This window comes from Streptomyces sp. NPDC012935, assembly GCF_042900345.1.
Classification (GTDB): domain Bacteria; phylum Actinomycetota; class Actinomycetes; order Streptomycetales; family Streptomycetaceae; genus Streptomyces.
Genome location: NZ_JBIBBC010000026.1, coordinates 79078 through 96899, shown reverse-complemented (window position 1 = coordinate 96899; position 17822 = coordinate 79078). Strand labels below are relative to the sequence as shown.

The window sequence follows — 17822 nt, the reverse complement described above, 5'->3', positions numbered from 1 at the left end:
GCGGGAACGGTCTGGTACCGATAAAGGGACTGGTTACTGATCGGTACGGTAACCGGCGTCGTGGCCTGCCGTCACCGCCGTTCGTCCAGGAAATCGAGGATGTGCCCGAACACGTCGAGGGCCGCTCCCCTGCCGAGGAAGGTGTCCAGGTGGCCGTAGCCGGGGATCTCGGTGTACGTCACGTCCAGTTGCGGCTGACGGTGGGCGAGGACGTCGCGGCACAGCTCCTGGGAGTCGAGCCACAGGCCGTTCTCGCTGCCCGCCAGGAGCAGGACGGGGGTGTCGATGCGGGCCGCCGCGTCCAGGGCGTTCTGCGGGAGGGCCCGGTAGCGCTGGTCGGTGTCGTGCCAGCGGACCACGGTGCGGGCCAGTTCGATGCGGCGCAGGTGCGGCAGGATCCACAGCGGGGCGGGGCCGAGGAGGTCGGCGAGGCGGTTGTGGGTCGTGTCGGTCAGGTGCTCGTGGACGAACAGGGAGGCCCCGGTTCCCCACGCCGAGTTGTGCAGGATCTGGCAGGTGGGGTCCGGGCAGGTCGCCTTGCGGGAGGCGAGGGCGAACAGCGGGGTGTACTTCGACCGCAGGCCGACCTTGCGGAAGTCGACGGGTATGTGGTCGATGCGGGACTTCAGCAGCTCCCCTGCCAGCGTCATGCGCAGGGAGGTGCGGCCCGCGAGCTTCGGTGTGAGGAACACGCCCTGGGAGACCACGCCGGCCAGTCCGGGGACCAGGCCCGCCGTCATGCTCAGGGAGAGGGTGAGGGAGCCGATGCAGTGGGCGACGGCGAACAGGGGGCGCTCGCCGATGCGTGTGCGGATGTGGCGGACCGCCTCGGGGATGTCGTAGAGGGCTACATCGTCGTAGGTGTAACGGCGGCCCGTCTCGTTGTACGGAAGGCGGCAGCTGCCTCGCCAGTCGAGCAGCCAGGGCTCGTAGCCCGCGTCCAGCAGGACGTCGACCAGATTGCGGGTCTCGGGCAGCAGGAACATGTCGGCCGAGGCGGTGTGTCCGTGCAGGAGCAGGACGGCGGGGCGGCCCCGGTCGCCGGTGTCGATGCGGGTCAGGCCGAGGCGTAGGCCGTCGCTCGTGTGGAACGGGATCTCCTCGACCCTGGCCGGGTCGAGGCGGTGCTGAAGGGGGCGCAACGTCGTGGTGGTCCTGACCTTGCGCAGGGCCGGCCTGGTGGTCCTGGGGTTCGTCGTCCGGAAGATCATCGGTGGTGCTCCGTGGGGGTCTGGGTACGGCGCAGGTCGAGCAGGTCCGCGGCGGCGCGGGCGAAGGGGCCGAGCAGGCCGCGGCCCATCTCCAGGCCGAACCAGGCGAGCCAGGTCAGCTTGGCGGCACGTTTCTCCTGGCTGCTGAGGCGCGGGTCGACCTTGATGCCGTCGATCTGGTCGCGCACGTAGGAGTCCGCGGGGACGACTACCTCGCCGGCCAGGCCGGCCGGTTCGCCGTCGCGGCCGAGCTCCACGGTGAGGGCCCGGGTCTGGCGCCAGACGTCGCGGCGGGCGCGGGCGTACTTGTGGCCCTCCAGCCACCAGCGGCCACCGTCGGCGTCCGTCAACTCCATCCGATAGCGCAGGAGTTGGTGGCGCAGGCCGTGGCGGTGGGGGATTCCTTCCTCCGGGCGGACCCAGATGTCTCCGCGTGCCACGGTCAGCGGCTCGGGGTGCACGGCCGGGCAGGTGACCTGGCCACGTACGTCTACGCGGCGGTCCGTGACCAGTTGGTGCATGCTCGCGATGGAGAGGGTGAGGGCCATCGAGCAAGGGGTGTCGGGCACGGCCCCGACAGGGCCGACGCTGCCCTCGGTGGTCTCGTCGAACCACAGGTAGGGCTGGTCGTCCTTGTGCGGGAGGCGGGCCAGACCGTCGCCGGCGAGGCGTTCGAACGTCTTCAGCTGGGCGCGGGCGTCGTAGCGGCCGGCAGGCGGGAGGCCGAGCGCCTCGACCAGTGCCGTGGTCCGGTCGGCGACGGCGGCCGGGCCCTTCAGGGTCGCCTCGCACAGCTTCAGGGCGGTGGGGCTCTGCAACACACGGGTGAGGAAGGCCAGTTCGGGGACCGGGTCCGCCTGCAGGCGGGCCAGGGCGTCGGTGCGCCACTCGTCCCAGTCCTGTACGCGGACGTGCATGCCGCCGAGCGCCATGTCCTGTACGACGTCGTCGAGGGTGTTGGGGACTCCGGTGAGGTTGTAGTCGAAGCCCCAGGCGTCGGGTTCGCAGATGGCGGCGACCGCGACGCGGCTGACCCAGTCGACGGGGGCTGCATTGAGGTAGCGGAATGCGGGGACGGTGCGGAACCGGCCGAAGGCCGAGATGAGGCCGCTGCTGAGGTCCTGGGGGTTGTAGGCGCCGGTCTTGCTGTGGCCGCCGATTCCGCCGGGGCGCAGGGCGGTGACGACCAGGCCGTGGTCGCGGGCCCGGCGCAGGGCGACCTCCGCGGCCCATTTGGTCTGGTCGTAGCCGGCGATCAGCCGGTCGATGTGCGCGAAGGGGTCGTCCTCGCCCATGGAGGGGATGCCGACTTCGTTGAAGACGGCGATCGAGGAGATGTGGTGCAGGGGCTTGGGGCGCCCGGTCGCGGCGAGTTCGGCCAGGGTGAGGGCACCTAGGACGTTGCTGCTGCGCAGGGACTGGTACCCGCGCAGGAAGTCGACGGCAGCCGCGACGCCGACGACGCTGTCCAGCTCCTGGGCGAGGCTGTGCCAGAGGTCGTCGGACAGGCCCAGGTGGGGGTCGCGCATGTCGCCGGGGAGCACGGTGATGCGGCGGCGGACTTCCGACGACCAGGGCAGCGAGTAGCTCTTGAGAGCGTCGCCGAGCCGGGAGGTGGCCGCCTCCTCGTCGGCGGCCCGGACCAGGCAGTAGACGTGGGCGTCGCTGTGGCGCAGCAGATCCAGGAGCATGTGACTGCCGAGGAAACCGGTGGCGCCGGTCAGCAGGATGCGGCGGGGCGGCAGCGGGTCGGGCGAGGCGGTGAAAGGGAGTCGGTCGGCGAGGGCCAGGTCGGCGAGGATCTGGGTGAGGTCCTCGGGACGGGCCGTGGCGTCCGAGGGGGTGGGGCGGGCAGACGCCGAGGGTGGGGCGGTGATGGCCGGGGGTGGGGCGGCGGCTGCCGGGGGCTGAACCGCAGGGACGGGCGCAGGTGCGGCCCGTTCCGGTACGGCGGCTTCCGGTACGGCCGTGTTCGCTACGGCCGTCTCCGGGCCGGTCGTTCCCGGGCCGGCAGTTCCCGGACCGGCAGTTCCCGGACCGGCCGTACCCGGACCGGCCGTACCCGGACCGGCCGTACCCGGACCGGCCGTACCCGGACCGGCCGTACCCGGACCGGCAACCGTGGCCCCGGCGCTGCTGCCGAACCCCCGCCTGGCCAGGTTGATCGGCCGGGCGTCGGCGAACACCTCGTCCAGGTCGATCTCCATGCCCAGCTCGTCCTCCAGCGCGGCTACGAGCTCCACGGCGTTCACGGAGGTGCCCCCGGCGTCGAAGAAGTCGGCGTCGGGCGACAGCCGGCCCGCGGGGACGTATCGGCCGGCCACAGCGGCGACGGCCGCCGCAAGGGTGTCGGCGTCATGCGGCGTGGCGCTGCCGGTGTCGGGGGCGGAGGCGGGGGCGGGGGCGGGGGCGGACGGCGCACTCGCGCTGCTCGAGACCCTCTCCCGCGGAGTTGAAGGCCCCTCCGCCTCCGGCTGCGTGGGCGGCGCAACCGATCCCACCACCCTGGCCAGCAGGTCGGTCACGGACAGACCGAGGCCACCCCGCTCTATCTCCTCCGCGGTCGCCCGCTGTTCGGCGGCTGCCGACACGTTCTCGTTCACCTCACGCATGAGAGTCCTTCATGGTGTTGCCCTGCCCCTTGATCGGTATGACCCGGCCCGTTGCCGGCCGTCACTGCCGCCGCCACGAGCGGAACGCCCGCAGCTGCTCCGGCGTGACCACGGTCTCCAGTCGGTCGTCGTCCTGGTCGCCGCCGCCCAGTGCCGACAGCAGACGGCGGGCCGGTGTGTTGCGCGGCGTGCGCTCCGCGGTGAGGCGAACCTTGACGCAGTCCAGTTCCTCGGCGCGGTCGGCCAGCCATTGCAGCAGCCGCTCCTCGACGCCCCGGCCGAGTGCACGGCAGCTCATCAGCCAGGCCGACACATCGAGTTGGTCGCCCTGGCAGTGCACCGCGAGCAGGCCGATCTGGCCGTAGTCGCCGAACCTGTCACGGGCCGCGGCCGTCCAGACCTCACCGCGTTCGCGCCACCGAGCGACGTCGCCGCCGTCGGCGGAGCGGGCGCGGAGGGTGAACTGATTGGTCCGGGCGACGAGTTGCTCCGCCCGCTGGACGTCGGCGTCGGCCAGGGCCCTGATGTCGACCTCCAGTTCCAGCTGGTCCAGGAACTCCTCGAAGCTCGCCTGTTCGCGGGCGGCGTCCCGCTCCCGCTCCTGCTCGTAGAACCGCGCCCGCAGCACGTCCTCGGCCGTTGCGGCAGCGGGGACCAGCGGCCACAACCGTCGCAAGAACGCGGGCAGTTCGGCGGCCGAGGGGCAGGTCACTGACAGCACCTGGGGCAGCGCCGAGCGCATCTTGGCGATCTCGGCCGGGTTGTCGTCGAGGAACAGGAAGCTGTCCAGGCCCAGGTTGAGCGTCTGCGCCACGTCCGCCAGGCGAGTCGGCTTGGGCCCCCAGGCCGCGGAGAGCACGCTGAAGTGCTCGGCCTTCAAAGGGCTGTCCGGGCGGGCCAGTACGGCGCGGACCGTGTCCTCGTCGTTGTTGCTGACCAGGACGAGCAGCGCGCCCGCCGCGCGCCACTGCAGCAACCGGCGCGCCAGCAGGTCTCGCGACCCCGTCAGGTCCACGGCGTCGGGGCCGATCTCCCCGGCCACGCCGCCCCACAGGGTCTCGTCGCCGTCGACCGCGATCACCTTCGGCGCCGGACGCCGGAGTGCCCGTACGACCTCGGCGAGGCGGAGTGCCACGGCGGCCTGGAAGTGCGGGGTGAACGGGAGGTGGGCCAGGCGTTCGGTGCGCTCGTCGAAGCGTTCCTCGACGGGGTGGTGGCGGGTCCACTCATCAGGGCCGAGCACCGCGATGCCGGGCACCTGCGCCAACTCGGCGGCGATCTCCTCCTCCCACCGCCGGAAGCGGTCCTCACTCTGAGCGGCGGGCAGGAAGCCGACGATCAACGGCTTGCGGGTGCGCTCGGCCACCGCACGCAGGGCGGCCGGGTAGGCGGTGCGCAGTTCGGCCAGCAGGGAGTCGTCGACGGTCCCGAAACGTTGGAGGTCCGTGGCCCGCAGCAGTACGGCGCCTGCCGTCGTGCCGGGTGCGGCGAACACGCCGGACGGGTCGCGCAGGCTCGCCAGCACGTGGTGGTACGGGGCCTCGGCGACGGTCGTCGTGCTGCCGTCCCGTACCGACTCGTCGACCGCCGTTTCACACATCAGGGGCAGGTTGCCGAGGGCGAAGGTGGCGGCGAGGGCGAGCGTGTGCGCCGGCGCCGTGGGTGGCTCTTCGACGGGAGCGATGCCCTCATGCATCTCGAACGTCGTCGGCGGCGTCGGCTTCGTACGAACCGCCCCCGTCGCGTCCTGCGCCGTCTCCGCGAGCAGACGCACCAGCGCCCTCCCCAACTCGGCGACCGTCGCCGCGTCCAGGATGTCGAGGTTGTGATCGAGGCGGATCCGGCCCGCGTCCGGCGTCATGGTGATCATGAGGTCGAGGTCGGAGTAGCCCGTGCCCGCGGGCAGCACTTCCAGGCCGGTCAACCCGCCGGCGGCGCGCACGTAGTTGAAGTACACCTCCACCAGTGGTGCGTTGGCCCGGTACAAACCCTGCTGGGCGAGCACCGGCAGTACGTCGGAGAACATCGCGCCCTTCGTCAGGACCCGCTGCAGACGCCCGTCGGTGCGGCGCAGGACCTCCTCGATGGGCTCGCCCGCGTTCGCCTCGGCCGGGAAGGGCACCGGAACACCGAAGAAGCCCAAGGCGTCGTACGCGTCGGCATGGATGCGTGTGTCGACGGGCACGGCGAGGACGAAGCGTTCGAGCTCGCGTTTCCTGGCCAGCAGGACCGTCAGGGTGCCGAGGCAGAAGGCGGCCGGGGTCACGGCCAGACGGCTCGCGGCGGCCGAGATGCGGTCCATGAGGCCGTCGGGGATGGGCACGGTGACGCTGCCGGCGCGGTACGAGCGGGTCTCAGGCCGCGACCGGCTGAGGGTGAGGTCGAGGCGCGCGCTGCCCTGGAAGGCCTCGCGCCATTCGCCGGCTTCGGCCCGGTCACTGGTTCGGCTCTCGGCCTTGCCGTCGCTTCCCCCGTCGGCCCGCCCGTCGGCCCGCTCGCCGGCCTGCTCGCCGGCCCGCTCACCGGTCTGCTGGGCCTCGATCAGCAGCGCGATGTCCCGGTTGGTGACCGCGTCACCGAGCATGTCCCCGGACAGCTCGGCGTCGATCTCGCTCGCCACCAGCAGCAGCGACTGCAGATCACTGACCGCGTGGTGAGCGCCGTACACCAGCATCTGGCCGCGCTCGCCGCCGTCCAGCAGCTCGAAGCGCCACAGCGGCGCGACAGCCAGGTCGAACGGCGGTTCAAGGAGCTCGCGCAGCCGGTCGGCGGCGTCGAAAGAGCCCTCGTCCGGTACGGCCGTCCACCGCAGCAGCAGTTCCGGCAGTTGGCGGTGCACTTGCAGCTCACGCCCGCCCTCGGCCGCGGTGACGATGGCGGTCCGCAGGGCCGCGTGCCGTGCGCTGAGGCGGCCGAGGATGGCGGTCAGTGTCTCGCGGGCGGTGGGCGCGGTGAGGCGTACGGCGAGGCCGACGGCATGGGCCGCGTCCGGCATGCCGGGCTGGGCGCTGCGCAGCAGACGTACGACGTCGCGGGTCGCGGGGTGCCGTTCCGTCGCCGGCACCTCGGCGGTGTGCTGCGGCCCGTCGTCCTGTGCCGTGGTCTGCCGTTCGGGCAGCGCCGTGCTCAGGGCCTGGGCGAGGCCGCGCATGTCGGCGGCCGAGAAGACGGTGGCTGCGGGGAGTTCGACGCCGAGTTCACGGGCGAAGGCGTTGCGCAGCCGCACGAGCATGAGGGAGTCGAGGCCGAGTTCCTTGAGGGCTGTGGTGGCCGAGACCTGGACGGCGCCGCCGGCGACCTCGCCGACCCTGGCGCGGACGTATGCCTCCAGGCGTATGGTCCGCTCGGTGTCGGTCGTCGCCGCGAACACCTTCTTGACCAGGTCGTCCGTGCCGGGTGTACCGGTGGGGACGGTGACCAGGTCGGCCAGGACGGGACGGGTGCGGGTCGCGTCCGGGTCGAGGGACAGCAACTCCCAGTCCAGGGCCATGGGGGCGAGCTGGCGGCGGCCGGTGCTCAGCACGCGCTCGAAGAGCTCGCCGCCGTCCTGTGCCGAGAAGGCGACCAGACCCGAGCGGCCGGTTTCCGCCTCGCGGACGCCGGACTCGGACACCATGCCCACGCCGGACCAGGCGCCCCAGTCCAGGCTCAGCGCACGACGGTCCGTACGGGAGAGGTGGTGCGCCCAGGCGTCGAGGAAGGCGTTCGCGGCCGAGTACGGGCTCTGCCCGGCCGAGCCGAGCAGACCGGCCGCCGACGCGAACAGTACGAAGTCCGCCGCTTCCGGGGTCAGTTCGGTGAGCAGGGCGGTGCCCAGGACCTTGGGGCCGAGGACGCGCAGGACACGCTCGTCGGTCAGGTTGGCGATGGTGGCGTCGTCCAGGACGCCGGCCGCGTGCACGACCCCGGTGATCGGGCCGAGTGCCTGTCGTACGCCGTCCAGGGCGGCGGTCAGTCCGTCGCGGTCGGCGACGTCCGCGCGTGCCAAGTGCACGGTCACGCCCCGCTCTTCGAGCCCCTGGATCCAGCCCATGGCCTCCGTGGCGGGCACGCTCCGGCTCATCAGGGCCAGCCGACGGGCGCCGCGACGGACCAGACGCTCGGCGACGACCCGCCCCAGTCCGCCCAGGCCGCCGGTGATCAGATACACGCCGTCCGGAGTGGTGGCGCCGTGCCCGGCGTCGTCCGGGCGGGTGCGGGCCAGGCGGGGCACCAGTCGCCCGGTCTCGCGCAGCGCGACGAGCCGTTCGTCGTCGGCGTGCCGCAACTGGGTCCACAGGGCGTCGACGCCGTCCGTCGCAGGGAGGTCGACGAGGGTGGTCCTCAGCTCCGGATGTTCCTGGGCCGCGGCGAGGGCGAAGCCCCAGGCGAGCGCCTGCTGAGGGTGCGTCACCTGAGTGCTGTCACCGGCGGCTTGGCTGCCTCGCACGACGACGAAGAGCCGGGGCGCCGGTCCCTGAGCTCGCTCGGCGACCGTGCGCACGACATGGAGGGTGCTCAGGCAGCACTGCCGCGCCGCCGCCTCGGCCGTGTCGGCATCCTCGACGGCGGGAGCGTCGAGTGCGGTCAAGTGGATGACACGCTCGGGAGGTTCGCCGGCGAAGGCCTCATCGAGGAGGCGGCGCAGATGCTGCGGGTCGGCCGGGTCGAGCACGTAGCGGCCGGGTCCCTCGGCGGCGAACTCCTCGCCTCCGCGGGCGATCACATGCGGCACCGAGGTGCCCAGCCGCTCGACGAGTTGGGCCGCCACGCCCGACTCGTCGGCCAGGATCAGCCAACTGCCTTGCGCAGGGGGCTCGTTGGCCATCGGCCGGGGCTGCCAGCGAGTCTCGAACAGGGCGCCGTCCAGGGGCGAGAGCGCGGTCAGCTCGAACTCTTCGGCCTCGAGGAGGAGTTGGTCCTTCTCGTCGTACAGCCGGAGGTCGAGCGTCGCGGTGTCGCCGGACACGGATCGCAGCTCGCAGGTCACCCATGCGGGGGTGGCACGCAGGCCGGTGTGGCGGAGTCGGCCGACTCCGGCAGGGATGAATGCCCGCCCCTGGGGCGCGTCGCCGGGCAGCGCGGCCGCGTGGAACGCGGCGTCGAGGACGGCCGGGTGCAGGAGGTGACCGGCGGCGGCCTTGTCCGCCAGTCGGGCGAGGGCGGCGGATGGGGCTCGGTGGCCCGACTCCAGGCCCTGGAAGGCGGGGCCGTAGTCGATGCCGAGGGCGGCGAGGGCGCTGTAGACGGCGGGCAGATCGACCTGCTCGGTGCATTGCTCGCGCAGCGCGGCGAGTGACTCGCCTGCCTCGACTACGGGCTCGGCGATGGGCTCTGCCGGCGTGACAGGCGTGACGGGCGTGACGGCGATACGTCCGGCGACGTGGCGTTCCCACGGAGCGCGCTGTCCGCCGCCGGTGGGCGCCGAGGCGATGGTGAAGTCCCGGAAACCGTCACCCGCGGGCCGCAGGACCAGTTGCAGCCGGGTCGGCCGGGACTCGTCGAGGCGTAGCGCCTGGAGGAACCTGACGTCGGCGAGCCGTACGTCGCCGCCGTCCTGCACGACGGACGCGGCCTCCAGCGCCATGTCGAGGAAGGCGGCGCCGGGCAGCCAGACCTCGCCGGTGACCCGGTGGTCGGTCAGATAGGCGAAGCGGCTGTCGCGCAGGTCCAGCTCGCTCTGGAAGAGGTGCCGGTCGGCTTCGTCGCTGGCCTCGACGTGCGTGCCCAGGAGCGGCGAGGCGCCGGTCGCGGTGGCCGGGGCGGGTGCGAGCCAGTGGCGTTCGCGGGCGAAGGCGTAGGTGGGCAGGTCGACGCGCCGGCCCTCGGGGAACAGTGCCGACCAGTCGGGCGTGTGACCGCCCGTGTACAACTCCCCCAGCCTGCGCAGCAGTACGTCCCGTCCGCCCCGTTGGCGGCGCAGCGAGCCGACGCTCACCGCGTTGATTCCGGCGTCCGCGGCCACCGCCTCGATGGAGGAGCCGAGCGAGGGGTGCGGGCTCAGCTCGACGAAGTAGCGGTAGCCGTCGTCCAGCATGCGGCGGATCGTGTCCGCGAAGCGGACGGGCTCGCTGAGGTTGGCGTACCAGTAGGCGGGGTCCAGCCGGTCTCCGGGCACGGGTTCCGCCAGCACCGTCGAGTACAGCGGGATCGTGGTCCCGGTGCCCCGGATGCCGGACCAGCGGTCGAGCACGTCCTCGCGGAGCTGGGACATCAGCGGGGTGTGCGAGGCGAACGGGGTGGACAGCGATCGTGCGTCGATCCCCTGCTCGTCCAGGCTCCGGCGCAGCTCGGCCAGCGCTTCGCTGTCGCCGGAGACGGCCGTGGAGTGCGGGCTGTTGACGGCGGCCACGAACAGCCGGCCGGCGTACGGCGCGAGGAGTTCCTCGACGCGGGGGCGCGGCAGGTCCAGGGAGAGCATGCCGCCCTTGCCCGCGACCGGTGCGACGGCCTGGGCGCGCCCGGTCACCACGGCCACGGCGTCGTCCAGGGTGAGGGCGCCCGCGCCGTAGGCGGCGGCCACCTCGCCCAGGCTGTGCCCGATCACGGCGTCCGCGGTGACGCCGAGCGAGCGCCATGCGGCCGTCAGTGCGGCGTTCACCGCGAACAGGGTGGGCTGAAGGTACTCGGTCCGTTCCAGAGGAGTGAACTCCTCCGGTGCACGCAGCGCGTTCAGTACCGACCAGCCGACGTGCCGCTGGACGGCTTCGTCGATCCGGGTCAGTTCCTCGCGGAAGGCCTCCGACTGGGTCATCAGGTCCAGGCCCATGCCGGGCCATTGACCGCCGTGTCCGGCATAGACGAAGGCGACCTTGCCCGTCTGCTCCTCCCGCAACGGCGGCGGCGCGATCTGTCCTGCGGCCAACTCCCCCAGGACCGACCGCAGTTCGTCACGGCTCTCGGCCAGGACCGCGGTGCGCCGCTCGAAGTGGGTGCGGTGGCGGGCCAGGGTGTGGGCGAGGTCGGGCAGCGCGGCGGCGTCGGTGTCCTCGGCGAGGTGACGGGCAAGGGCGGCGGCCTGCCCGCGCAGGCCCTCCTCGCTGCGGCCGGACAGGACGAACAAACGCTGTTCGGCGGGCAGTTCGTCCGCAGTCGCCGACACCGCCGCCTGCGCGGCCTCCTCGACGATCACGTGCGCGTTCGTGCCGCTGATCCCGAAAGCGCTCACACCGGCACGCCGTACCCGCTCCGCCGACGCGGGCCAGGCCATCTCCTCCCGTAGCAGGTGCAAGCCACTGTCCGTCCAGTCGACGTGGCGGCTGGGCGTGTCCGCGTGCAGAGTGCGCGGGAGGGTTTCGTGGTGCAGCGACTGCACGACCTTGATCAGGCCGATCACGCCCGAAGCCGCCTGTGCGTGCCCGATGTTGGACTTCAGCGAGCCCAGGTACAGCGGGCGCTCGTCGGTACGCGTGGCGCCGAAGACCTCAGCGAGAGCGTTGGCCTCGATCGGGTCGCCCAGGGTCGTGCCCGTGCCGTGGGCCTCTACGTAGTCGATGTCGGCGGGCCGAAGGCCGGACTGCTCGAGGGCGCGCCAGATCACCTGCTCCTGCGCGGGCCCGTTCGGCGCGGACAGGCCCTGGCTGCGGCCGTCCTGGTTGACGGCGGTGCCGCGCAGCACGGCCAGGATCCGGTCGCCGTCGCGTCGGGCGTCGCTCAGTCGTTTCAGTACGACCATGCCTGCGCCCTCGGCCCAGATGGCGCCGTCGGCGGCATCGGAGAACGAGCGGCAGCGGCCCGTCGGGGACAGTCCGCGCAGCCTGCTGAACTCGACGAAGGTCTGCGGCGTGACCATCAGCGTGACGCCGCCGGCGAGCGCCAGATCGCACTCGCCCGCCCGCAGCGCCTGGGCCGCCAGATGGACAGCCACCAGAGACGACGAGCACGCGGTGTCCACCGTCAGCGCGGGGCCGTTCAGCCCGAGCGTGTAGGCCAGCCGGCCCGAGGCCACGCTCAGCGCGGAGCCCGTACCGACGTAGCCGTCCAGCTGGTCCAGTCGGCTGCCGGACAGGTAGTCGCTGCCGAACATGCCGACGTACACGCCGGTCGTGCTGCCCGCGAGGTCGGCGGGCACGATTCCGGCACGCTCCAGTGACTCCCAGGAGGTCTCCAGCAGCAACCGCTGCTGCGGGTCCATGGCCGCCGCCTCCTTCGGGGTGATGCCGAAGAAGCCGGCGTCGAAGGAGTCGATGTCGTCGATGAACCCGCCCTCGCGGGCGTACGACTTGCCCAGCGCGTCCGGGTCGGGGTCGTACAGCGACTCGACGTCCCACCGTCCCGCCGGGAACGGCCCGACCGCGTCGCGGCCCTCGGCGACGAGACGCCACAGGCCCTCCGGGTCACTCACCCCGCCGGGCACCCGGCAGGCCATGGCGACGAGCGCCACCGGCTCGTTCGAGGACGGCCCCGGCGACGCCGTGGTCCCGGGCACGGGCGCCTGACTGGTACGGCCTGTCGTCGCAAGAGCGCCCGCCAGCAGGTACTCGGCGAGCCGGGTGGGCGTGGGGTGGTCGAAGAGGAGGGTGGCGGGGAGCTTGCTGCCGATGCGGGTGCTGATGCGGTTGCGCAGGTCGACCGCCGTCACCGAGTCCATGCCGAGGTCGCGGAGCGGCTGGTCGGGACGCACGGACTCCGCCGAGCGCAGGCCGAGCGCGTGGGCGGCCTCCTCGCGGACCAGGGCAAGGACACGTGTGGCGCGTTCGGGCTCCGGGAGCCGGGCCAGGCGGTCGGCCAGGCTGTGGCTGCCGGTCCGGGCGGAGGGGGGTGCGGGGAGCAGGGAGCGCCACAGTGCCCCCGTCGGGGCGGCGGCCCTGAGACGGGGCAGATCCAGTGCCCAGGCCACCAGGTGCGACGTGCCGCGCCGCAGGGACAGCTCGGTCAGCTCGCGGCCCTGGTCGGGGGTGATGGCGCGGTGGCCGAGTCGGGCCATCCGCTCCAGGTCGGCGTGCTCGGCGGCGAGGCCCTCACCGGCCCAGGCGCCGAAGGAGACCGAGGTGGCGGGCAGGCCCAGGGCGCGCCGGTGGTGGGCGAGTTGGTCGAGGAAGACGTTGGCGGCGGCGTAGTTGGCCTGGCCCGCGTTGCCGACGACGCCCGCGGCCGAGGAGATCAGGAGGAAGAGGCCGAGCGGGTGGCCGGCGGTGAGCCGGTGCAGGTGAGCGGCACCGTCGACCTTGGGGCGCAGCACGTGGGCGAGCCGGTCGGGGGTCAGTTCGGCGATCACGCCGTCGGCGAGGACTCCCGCGCAGTGGACCACGCCGCGCAGCGGACGCTCGTCGCCGAAGCGCGCCAGCACGCCTGCCACGGCCGTCTCGTCCGTGACGTCGCACGCGGCGATCTCGACCTCGGCGCCCGACGCGGTCAACTCGGCGGCGACTTCGGCCGCGCGGGGATCGCCGCCGCCTTGACGGGACGTCAGCAGCAGGCGTGGGACGCCGTTCTCCGCCAGTACGCGAGCTATGTTGCGGCCCACCGCGCCGAGGCCTCCGGTGATCAGCACCGTGCCGTCGGTGGGGATCGGGGCGGCGGGACGCCCGGACGGCGCGGGACGGGCACGGACCAGACGTGGCGCGAACACCTCACCACCGCGCAGGGCGAGTTCAGGCTCGTCGATGTGCACGACCGCAGTGAGCGGCGGTGCGTCGTCACCGTCCACGTCGAGCAGGGTCAGCCCCAGGTCGGGGTGTTCGCTACGGGCGCTGCGGACCAGGCCCCACAGCACGGACTGGGCGGGCACGGGGACCGTGTCCCCGTCAGCGGCTGCGATCGCGCCGCGGGTCACCCAGACGGTGCGCGCGGGCGCCTCGTCGGCCGACGACGCGATCAGCGTCTGGAGTTCGGTGAGGGCCGTGGCCGCCAACTCGTGGGCTGCGGTGTCCGGTTCGATGTCGGCCGTCGGTCGGGGCCAGAACCGTACGACGGTGTCGGTGCCCTCGTCGCAGACCTGGATGCCGGCCGCGCGCAGATCGTGCAGGGCCGCCGCGACGGCCGGGTCCGACTCGTCGCCGTGGACCGTCCATGCCGCGCCGGGTGCCTCGGCCGGCCGCTCCGGTACGGCCGCCGTCTGCTCCGGTACGGCCGTCCACGCCACCTCGTACAGGTGCCGGGCGTTCTCCGAGGCGCCGGCCAGGTCTGCCGGGTTCACGGCCCGGAGGCGTACGCCCTCCAGTCGGCCTGCCGGGAAGCCGTCGGCGTCCCACAGGGTGACGTCCAGTGTGAGGTCCGTGCCGGAGCCGCCTGTGCGGCGGACGGACGCGGTCAGGTCCGTCGCACCGACGGGAGGCAGGACGCAGCGGGCCATCGCGACCGGCAGCAGGACCCGCTGGTCGGAGATGTCGAGGGCGGCGGCGACGTGGAGGGCGGCGTCCAGGAGCGCCGGGTGCACCGGGTAGGGGTCGGCCGCGTCACGGGCCACGGGCGGCAGCGAGAGGTGGGCGATCAGGGTCCCGTCGCCGGTCGCGGCGGCTCGTCTTACGCCCTGGAAGGCCGGGCCGTAGCCGAGGCCGAGCCGGTTCAGCCGTTCGTAGGTGTCCTCGCCCCAGGCCGGTTCGGCGGTCTCGGGCCAGGTCGGAGGATCGTCGGTCGGCGTGGCAGCAGGCTCGGCGGCGGACGCGGTGGCGTGCAGGGTCCAGTCCGTGGCTTCCGGGCCGCGTGGTCGGCTGTGGACCGTGATCTCCGGCACGGTCCCGGCGGTGACCACCTCGACGGACACCTCTACCGTGCCGGTGCCGGTGCCGGTGCCGGTGCCGGTGCCGGGCAGGGTGAGCGGTGCGAGGAGGAGCAGGTCGGTCACGTCGGCAAGGGTGTCGGGGCGGGCCACGGCGAGGGCGGCGCGGCAGAGCTCCAGCAGGGTGGTGCCCGAGACGACGGTCCGGTCGAAGACCTGGTGGTCGGCGAGCCAGTCCGCGGTGGCCGGGGACCACTCGTTGCGGAAGGTCCAGCGGGTCTCGTCCGCCGACTGGAGCTGGATGCCGAGCAACGGGTGCGCGGCGCGGTCGAAGAGGCCGGGGGCGGCCGCGGAGGCGGCGGCTTCGATCCAGTGGCGCTGCGCGTCCCAGGCGTACGTCGGCAGGTCCGCCCGAGTGGTGTGCGGGACGAGGCGGCGCCAGTCGAGTCGCCGTCCGTGCACATGGAGTTCGGCGGCGGCGAGGTCCAGGCAGGCGGGGCCGTCCTCGTCGCGGCGCAGCGATCCGACCGCGACCAGGCCCTCGTCGATCGTGCTCAGTGCGGTGAGCAATGAGGGGTGCGGGCTCAGTTCGACGAAGTACCGGTAGCCGTCGGCGGCCATGCGCTCGACGGTGGGCGCGAAGCGGACGGGCTCGCGCAGGTTGGTGTACCAGTAGTCGGCTTCGAGTTCCTCGGTGACCGGCTCGGCCGTGACCGTGGAGTACCAGGTGACCGACGTGGGGTAGGTGGTGACGCCGTCGAGTTCGTCGAGGATCGTCGCGCGGACCGGCTCGACCTGGGCGCTGTGGGAGGCGTAGTCGACGTCGAGGCGACGGACGAACACCTGCTGCCGGTCGAGGTCGGCGAGCAGGGCCTCCAAGGCGTCCACTGCTCCGGCGAGGACGGTCGAGCGGCCGCTGTTGACGGCGGCGACACTGATCTCGCCGTCGTGGTCGGCGAGTCGGGCCTGGACTTCGGTGTGCGGCAGCGCGACGACTGCCATCGTGCCGGTCCCGGACAGCTCGGTCAGGGCCCGGCTGCGCAGGGCGACCACGGCCGCGGCGTCGTTGAGGCTGAGGGCTCCGGCGACGCAGGCCGCGGCGACCTCGCCCTGGCTGTGACCGACGACCGCGTCCGGCCGTATGCCACGGGCGCGCCACACGGCAGACAGGGACACCATCACGGCGAACAGGACCGGTTGGACGACGTCCACGCGGTCCAGGGCGGGGGCGCCCGCGTCGCCGCGCAGAACGGACGTCACCGACCAGTCGGTGAACGCGCGCAGGGCGGCGTCGCAGCGGTCCAGTTCTTCGGCGAACACCGGGTCACGGTCGAGGAGATCACGCGCCATGCCGGCCCACTGGGATCCCTGCCCAGGGAACACGAACGCCAACTTGCCCGCGGGGCTGGTCTGTTGCGGGCCGACGGCGCGCTCGGTGCCGGGCCCGTCGTCGGCCAGGGCTCGTAGCCCGGTGAGCAGTTCGTCGCGGTCGCTCGCCCGGAGGACGGCTCGGTGCTCGAAGTGGGTGCGGTGGTGGGCCAGGGTCGCGGCGACGGCGGAGAGCGGCAACTCGGGTTGCTGAGCGAGGGTTTCGAGCAAGCGTCCGGCCTGCCCCCGGAGTGCGGGGACGGCGCGGGCGGAGAGCGGGAAGAGAGTCGTGCCGGGGAGGTCGCCGGGCTGCTGGGGCTGCGGCTGCGGCTGCGGCTGATCCTCGGGCGCCTCCTCCAGTACGACATGGGCGTTCGTGCCGCTGATACCGAAGGCGCTCACGCCCGCGCGTCGCACCCGCTCGGGGTCCCGTGGCCAGGCCTGGGTCTCGCCGAGGATGCGCAGACCGCCGTGTGCCCAGTCGATGTGCTCGGTCGGGGTCTCGGCGTGCAGGGACGCCGGTATCCGCTCGTGGTGGAAGGACAGCACGGTCTTGATGACACCGGCGATGCCCGCGGCGGCCTGGGTGTGGCCGATGTTCGACTTCAGGGAGCCGACGCCGAGGGGGCGTTCGGCGGGACGGTCGGGGCCGAAGACGGCGGCCAGGGCGCGGCCCTCGATCGGGTCGCCCAACGGGGTGCCGGTGCCGTGTGCCTCGATGTGGTCCAGGTCGTGCGGCTGGAGGCCTGCCGAGTCGAGTGCGGCCCTCAACACCCGTTCCTGGGCTGGTCCGTTGGGGGCGCTGAGCCCCTGGCTGCGGCCGTCCTGGTTGATGGCCGAGCCCTTGACGACGGCGAGGATCCGGTCGCCGTCGCGGCGTGCGTCCGTCAGCCGTTTCAGCAGCACGACGCCACAGCCCTCGGCCCACACCACGCCGTCCGCGTCGGCCGAGAACGGGCTGCACCGCCCGGACGGCGACAGTCCGCGCAGCCTGCTGAACTCGACGTGCCCGCGCGGCGTCACCAGCAGTGACGCCCCGCCCGCCAGCGCGAGGTCGCACTCGCCGCCGGCCAGGGCCCTGGCCGCCAGATGCAGGGCCACCAGGGAGGACGAGCAGGCGGTGTCGACCGTGACCGCCGGGCCCTGGAGGCCGAGGGTGTAGGCGATCCGGCCGGACGCCACGCTGGACGCCGAGCCGGTGCCGACATGTCCGTCGAGCTGGTCCAGGGCGGCCGAGGCGAGGTAGCCGCTGTCGTACAGGCCGATGTAGACGCCCGTTGAGCTGCCGTTCAGCGTGTCCGGGACGATCCCGGCGCGTTCGATCGCCTCCCAGCTGGTCTGCAGGAGCAGCCGCTGCTGTGGGTCCATGGCCGCGGCCTCGCGGGGCGAGATCCCGAAGAAGGGCGCGTCGAAGCGGTCGATTGCGGCGAGGTAACCGCCGCGCAGGGAGTACGCCTTGCCGGTGGCCTCCGGGTCGGGGTCGTGCAGCCCCTGGGTGTCCCAGCGGCCCGCAGGCACCTCGGTGATCGCGTCCTCGCCCGTGCCCAGCAGCCGCCAAAGGGCCTCCGGGTCGTCGGCGCCGCCCGGGAAGCGGCAGGCCATGGAGATGATGGCGATGTCGTCGTCCTGCCGCCCCGGGGCTCCCGCCCGGGCGGGAGCCGCGGTCACCGCCGGCGTGGGCCCGTCGTCGAACACCGCCCGGGCGAGCGCCGTGATGGTCGGGTGGTTGAACACCAGCGCCGGGTCCAGGGTCCGTCCCGTCAGTGCGGACAGCTCGGCGGCCAGTGTCACCAACTGCCTTGACCCCAGTCCGAATTCGGCGATCGGACGGTCCGGGTCGACGGCCGGCGGGGTCAGCCCGGCCGCCTCGGCGACGGCCGACTCCAGCCAGGCCCGCACTTTCTCCGGTGTGGTCAGGGACGGCTCGAAGGAATGCTTCGGCGACTCGTGCGCAGGCATGGAGACAGGTGTCCTCGTGGATTCGGGCAAGTG

General features: G+C 73.1%; 3 protein-coding genes. All 3 read right to left on the bottom strand.

The window, feature by feature from the left end; all coding sequences use genetic code 11:
• Positions 1-71 precede the first annotated feature (71 nt).
• Positions 72-1211 carry an alpha/beta hydrolase gene (locus ACFY5C_RS38340; RefSeq protein WP_389454040.1) on the bottom strand — a complete coding sequence of 380 codons (1140 nt, stop codon included), beginning with the start codon at positions 1209-1211 and terminating at the stop codon, positions 72-74.
• Entirely contained in the window at positions 1208-3823 is a 2616-nt protein-coding gene (locus ACFY5C_RS38335; protein WP_389454037.1) for a thioester reductase domain-containing protein, read from the bottom strand. Before ACFY5C_RS38335 ends, ACFY5C_RS38340 begins: the two co-directional genes overlap by 4 nt.
• 61 nt (positions 3824-3884) lie before the next feature.
• The gene (locus ACFY5C_RS38330; protein WP_389454035.1) at positions 3885-17789 is read right to left on the bottom strand and encodes an SDR family NAD(P)-dependent oxidoreductase; all 13905 of its coding nucleotides are present in this window, start codon (positions 17787-17789) and stop codon (positions 3885-3887) included.
• Positions 17790-17822: the final 33 nt, after the last annotated feature.

Coding starts and splice junctions, on each gene's coding strand:
- ACFY5C_RS38340 (WP_389454040.1), bottom strand. CDS start 1,211: ATGATCTTCCGGACGACGAACCCCAGGACCACCAGGCCGGCCCTGCGC.
- ACFY5C_RS38335 (WP_389454037.1), bottom strand. CDS start 3,823: ATGCGTGAGGTGAACGAGAACGTGTCGGCAGCCGCCGAACAGCGGGCG.
- ACFY5C_RS38330 (WP_389454035.1), bottom strand. CDS start 17,789: ATGCCTGCGCACGAGTCGCCGAAGCATTCCTTCGAGCCGTCCCTGACC.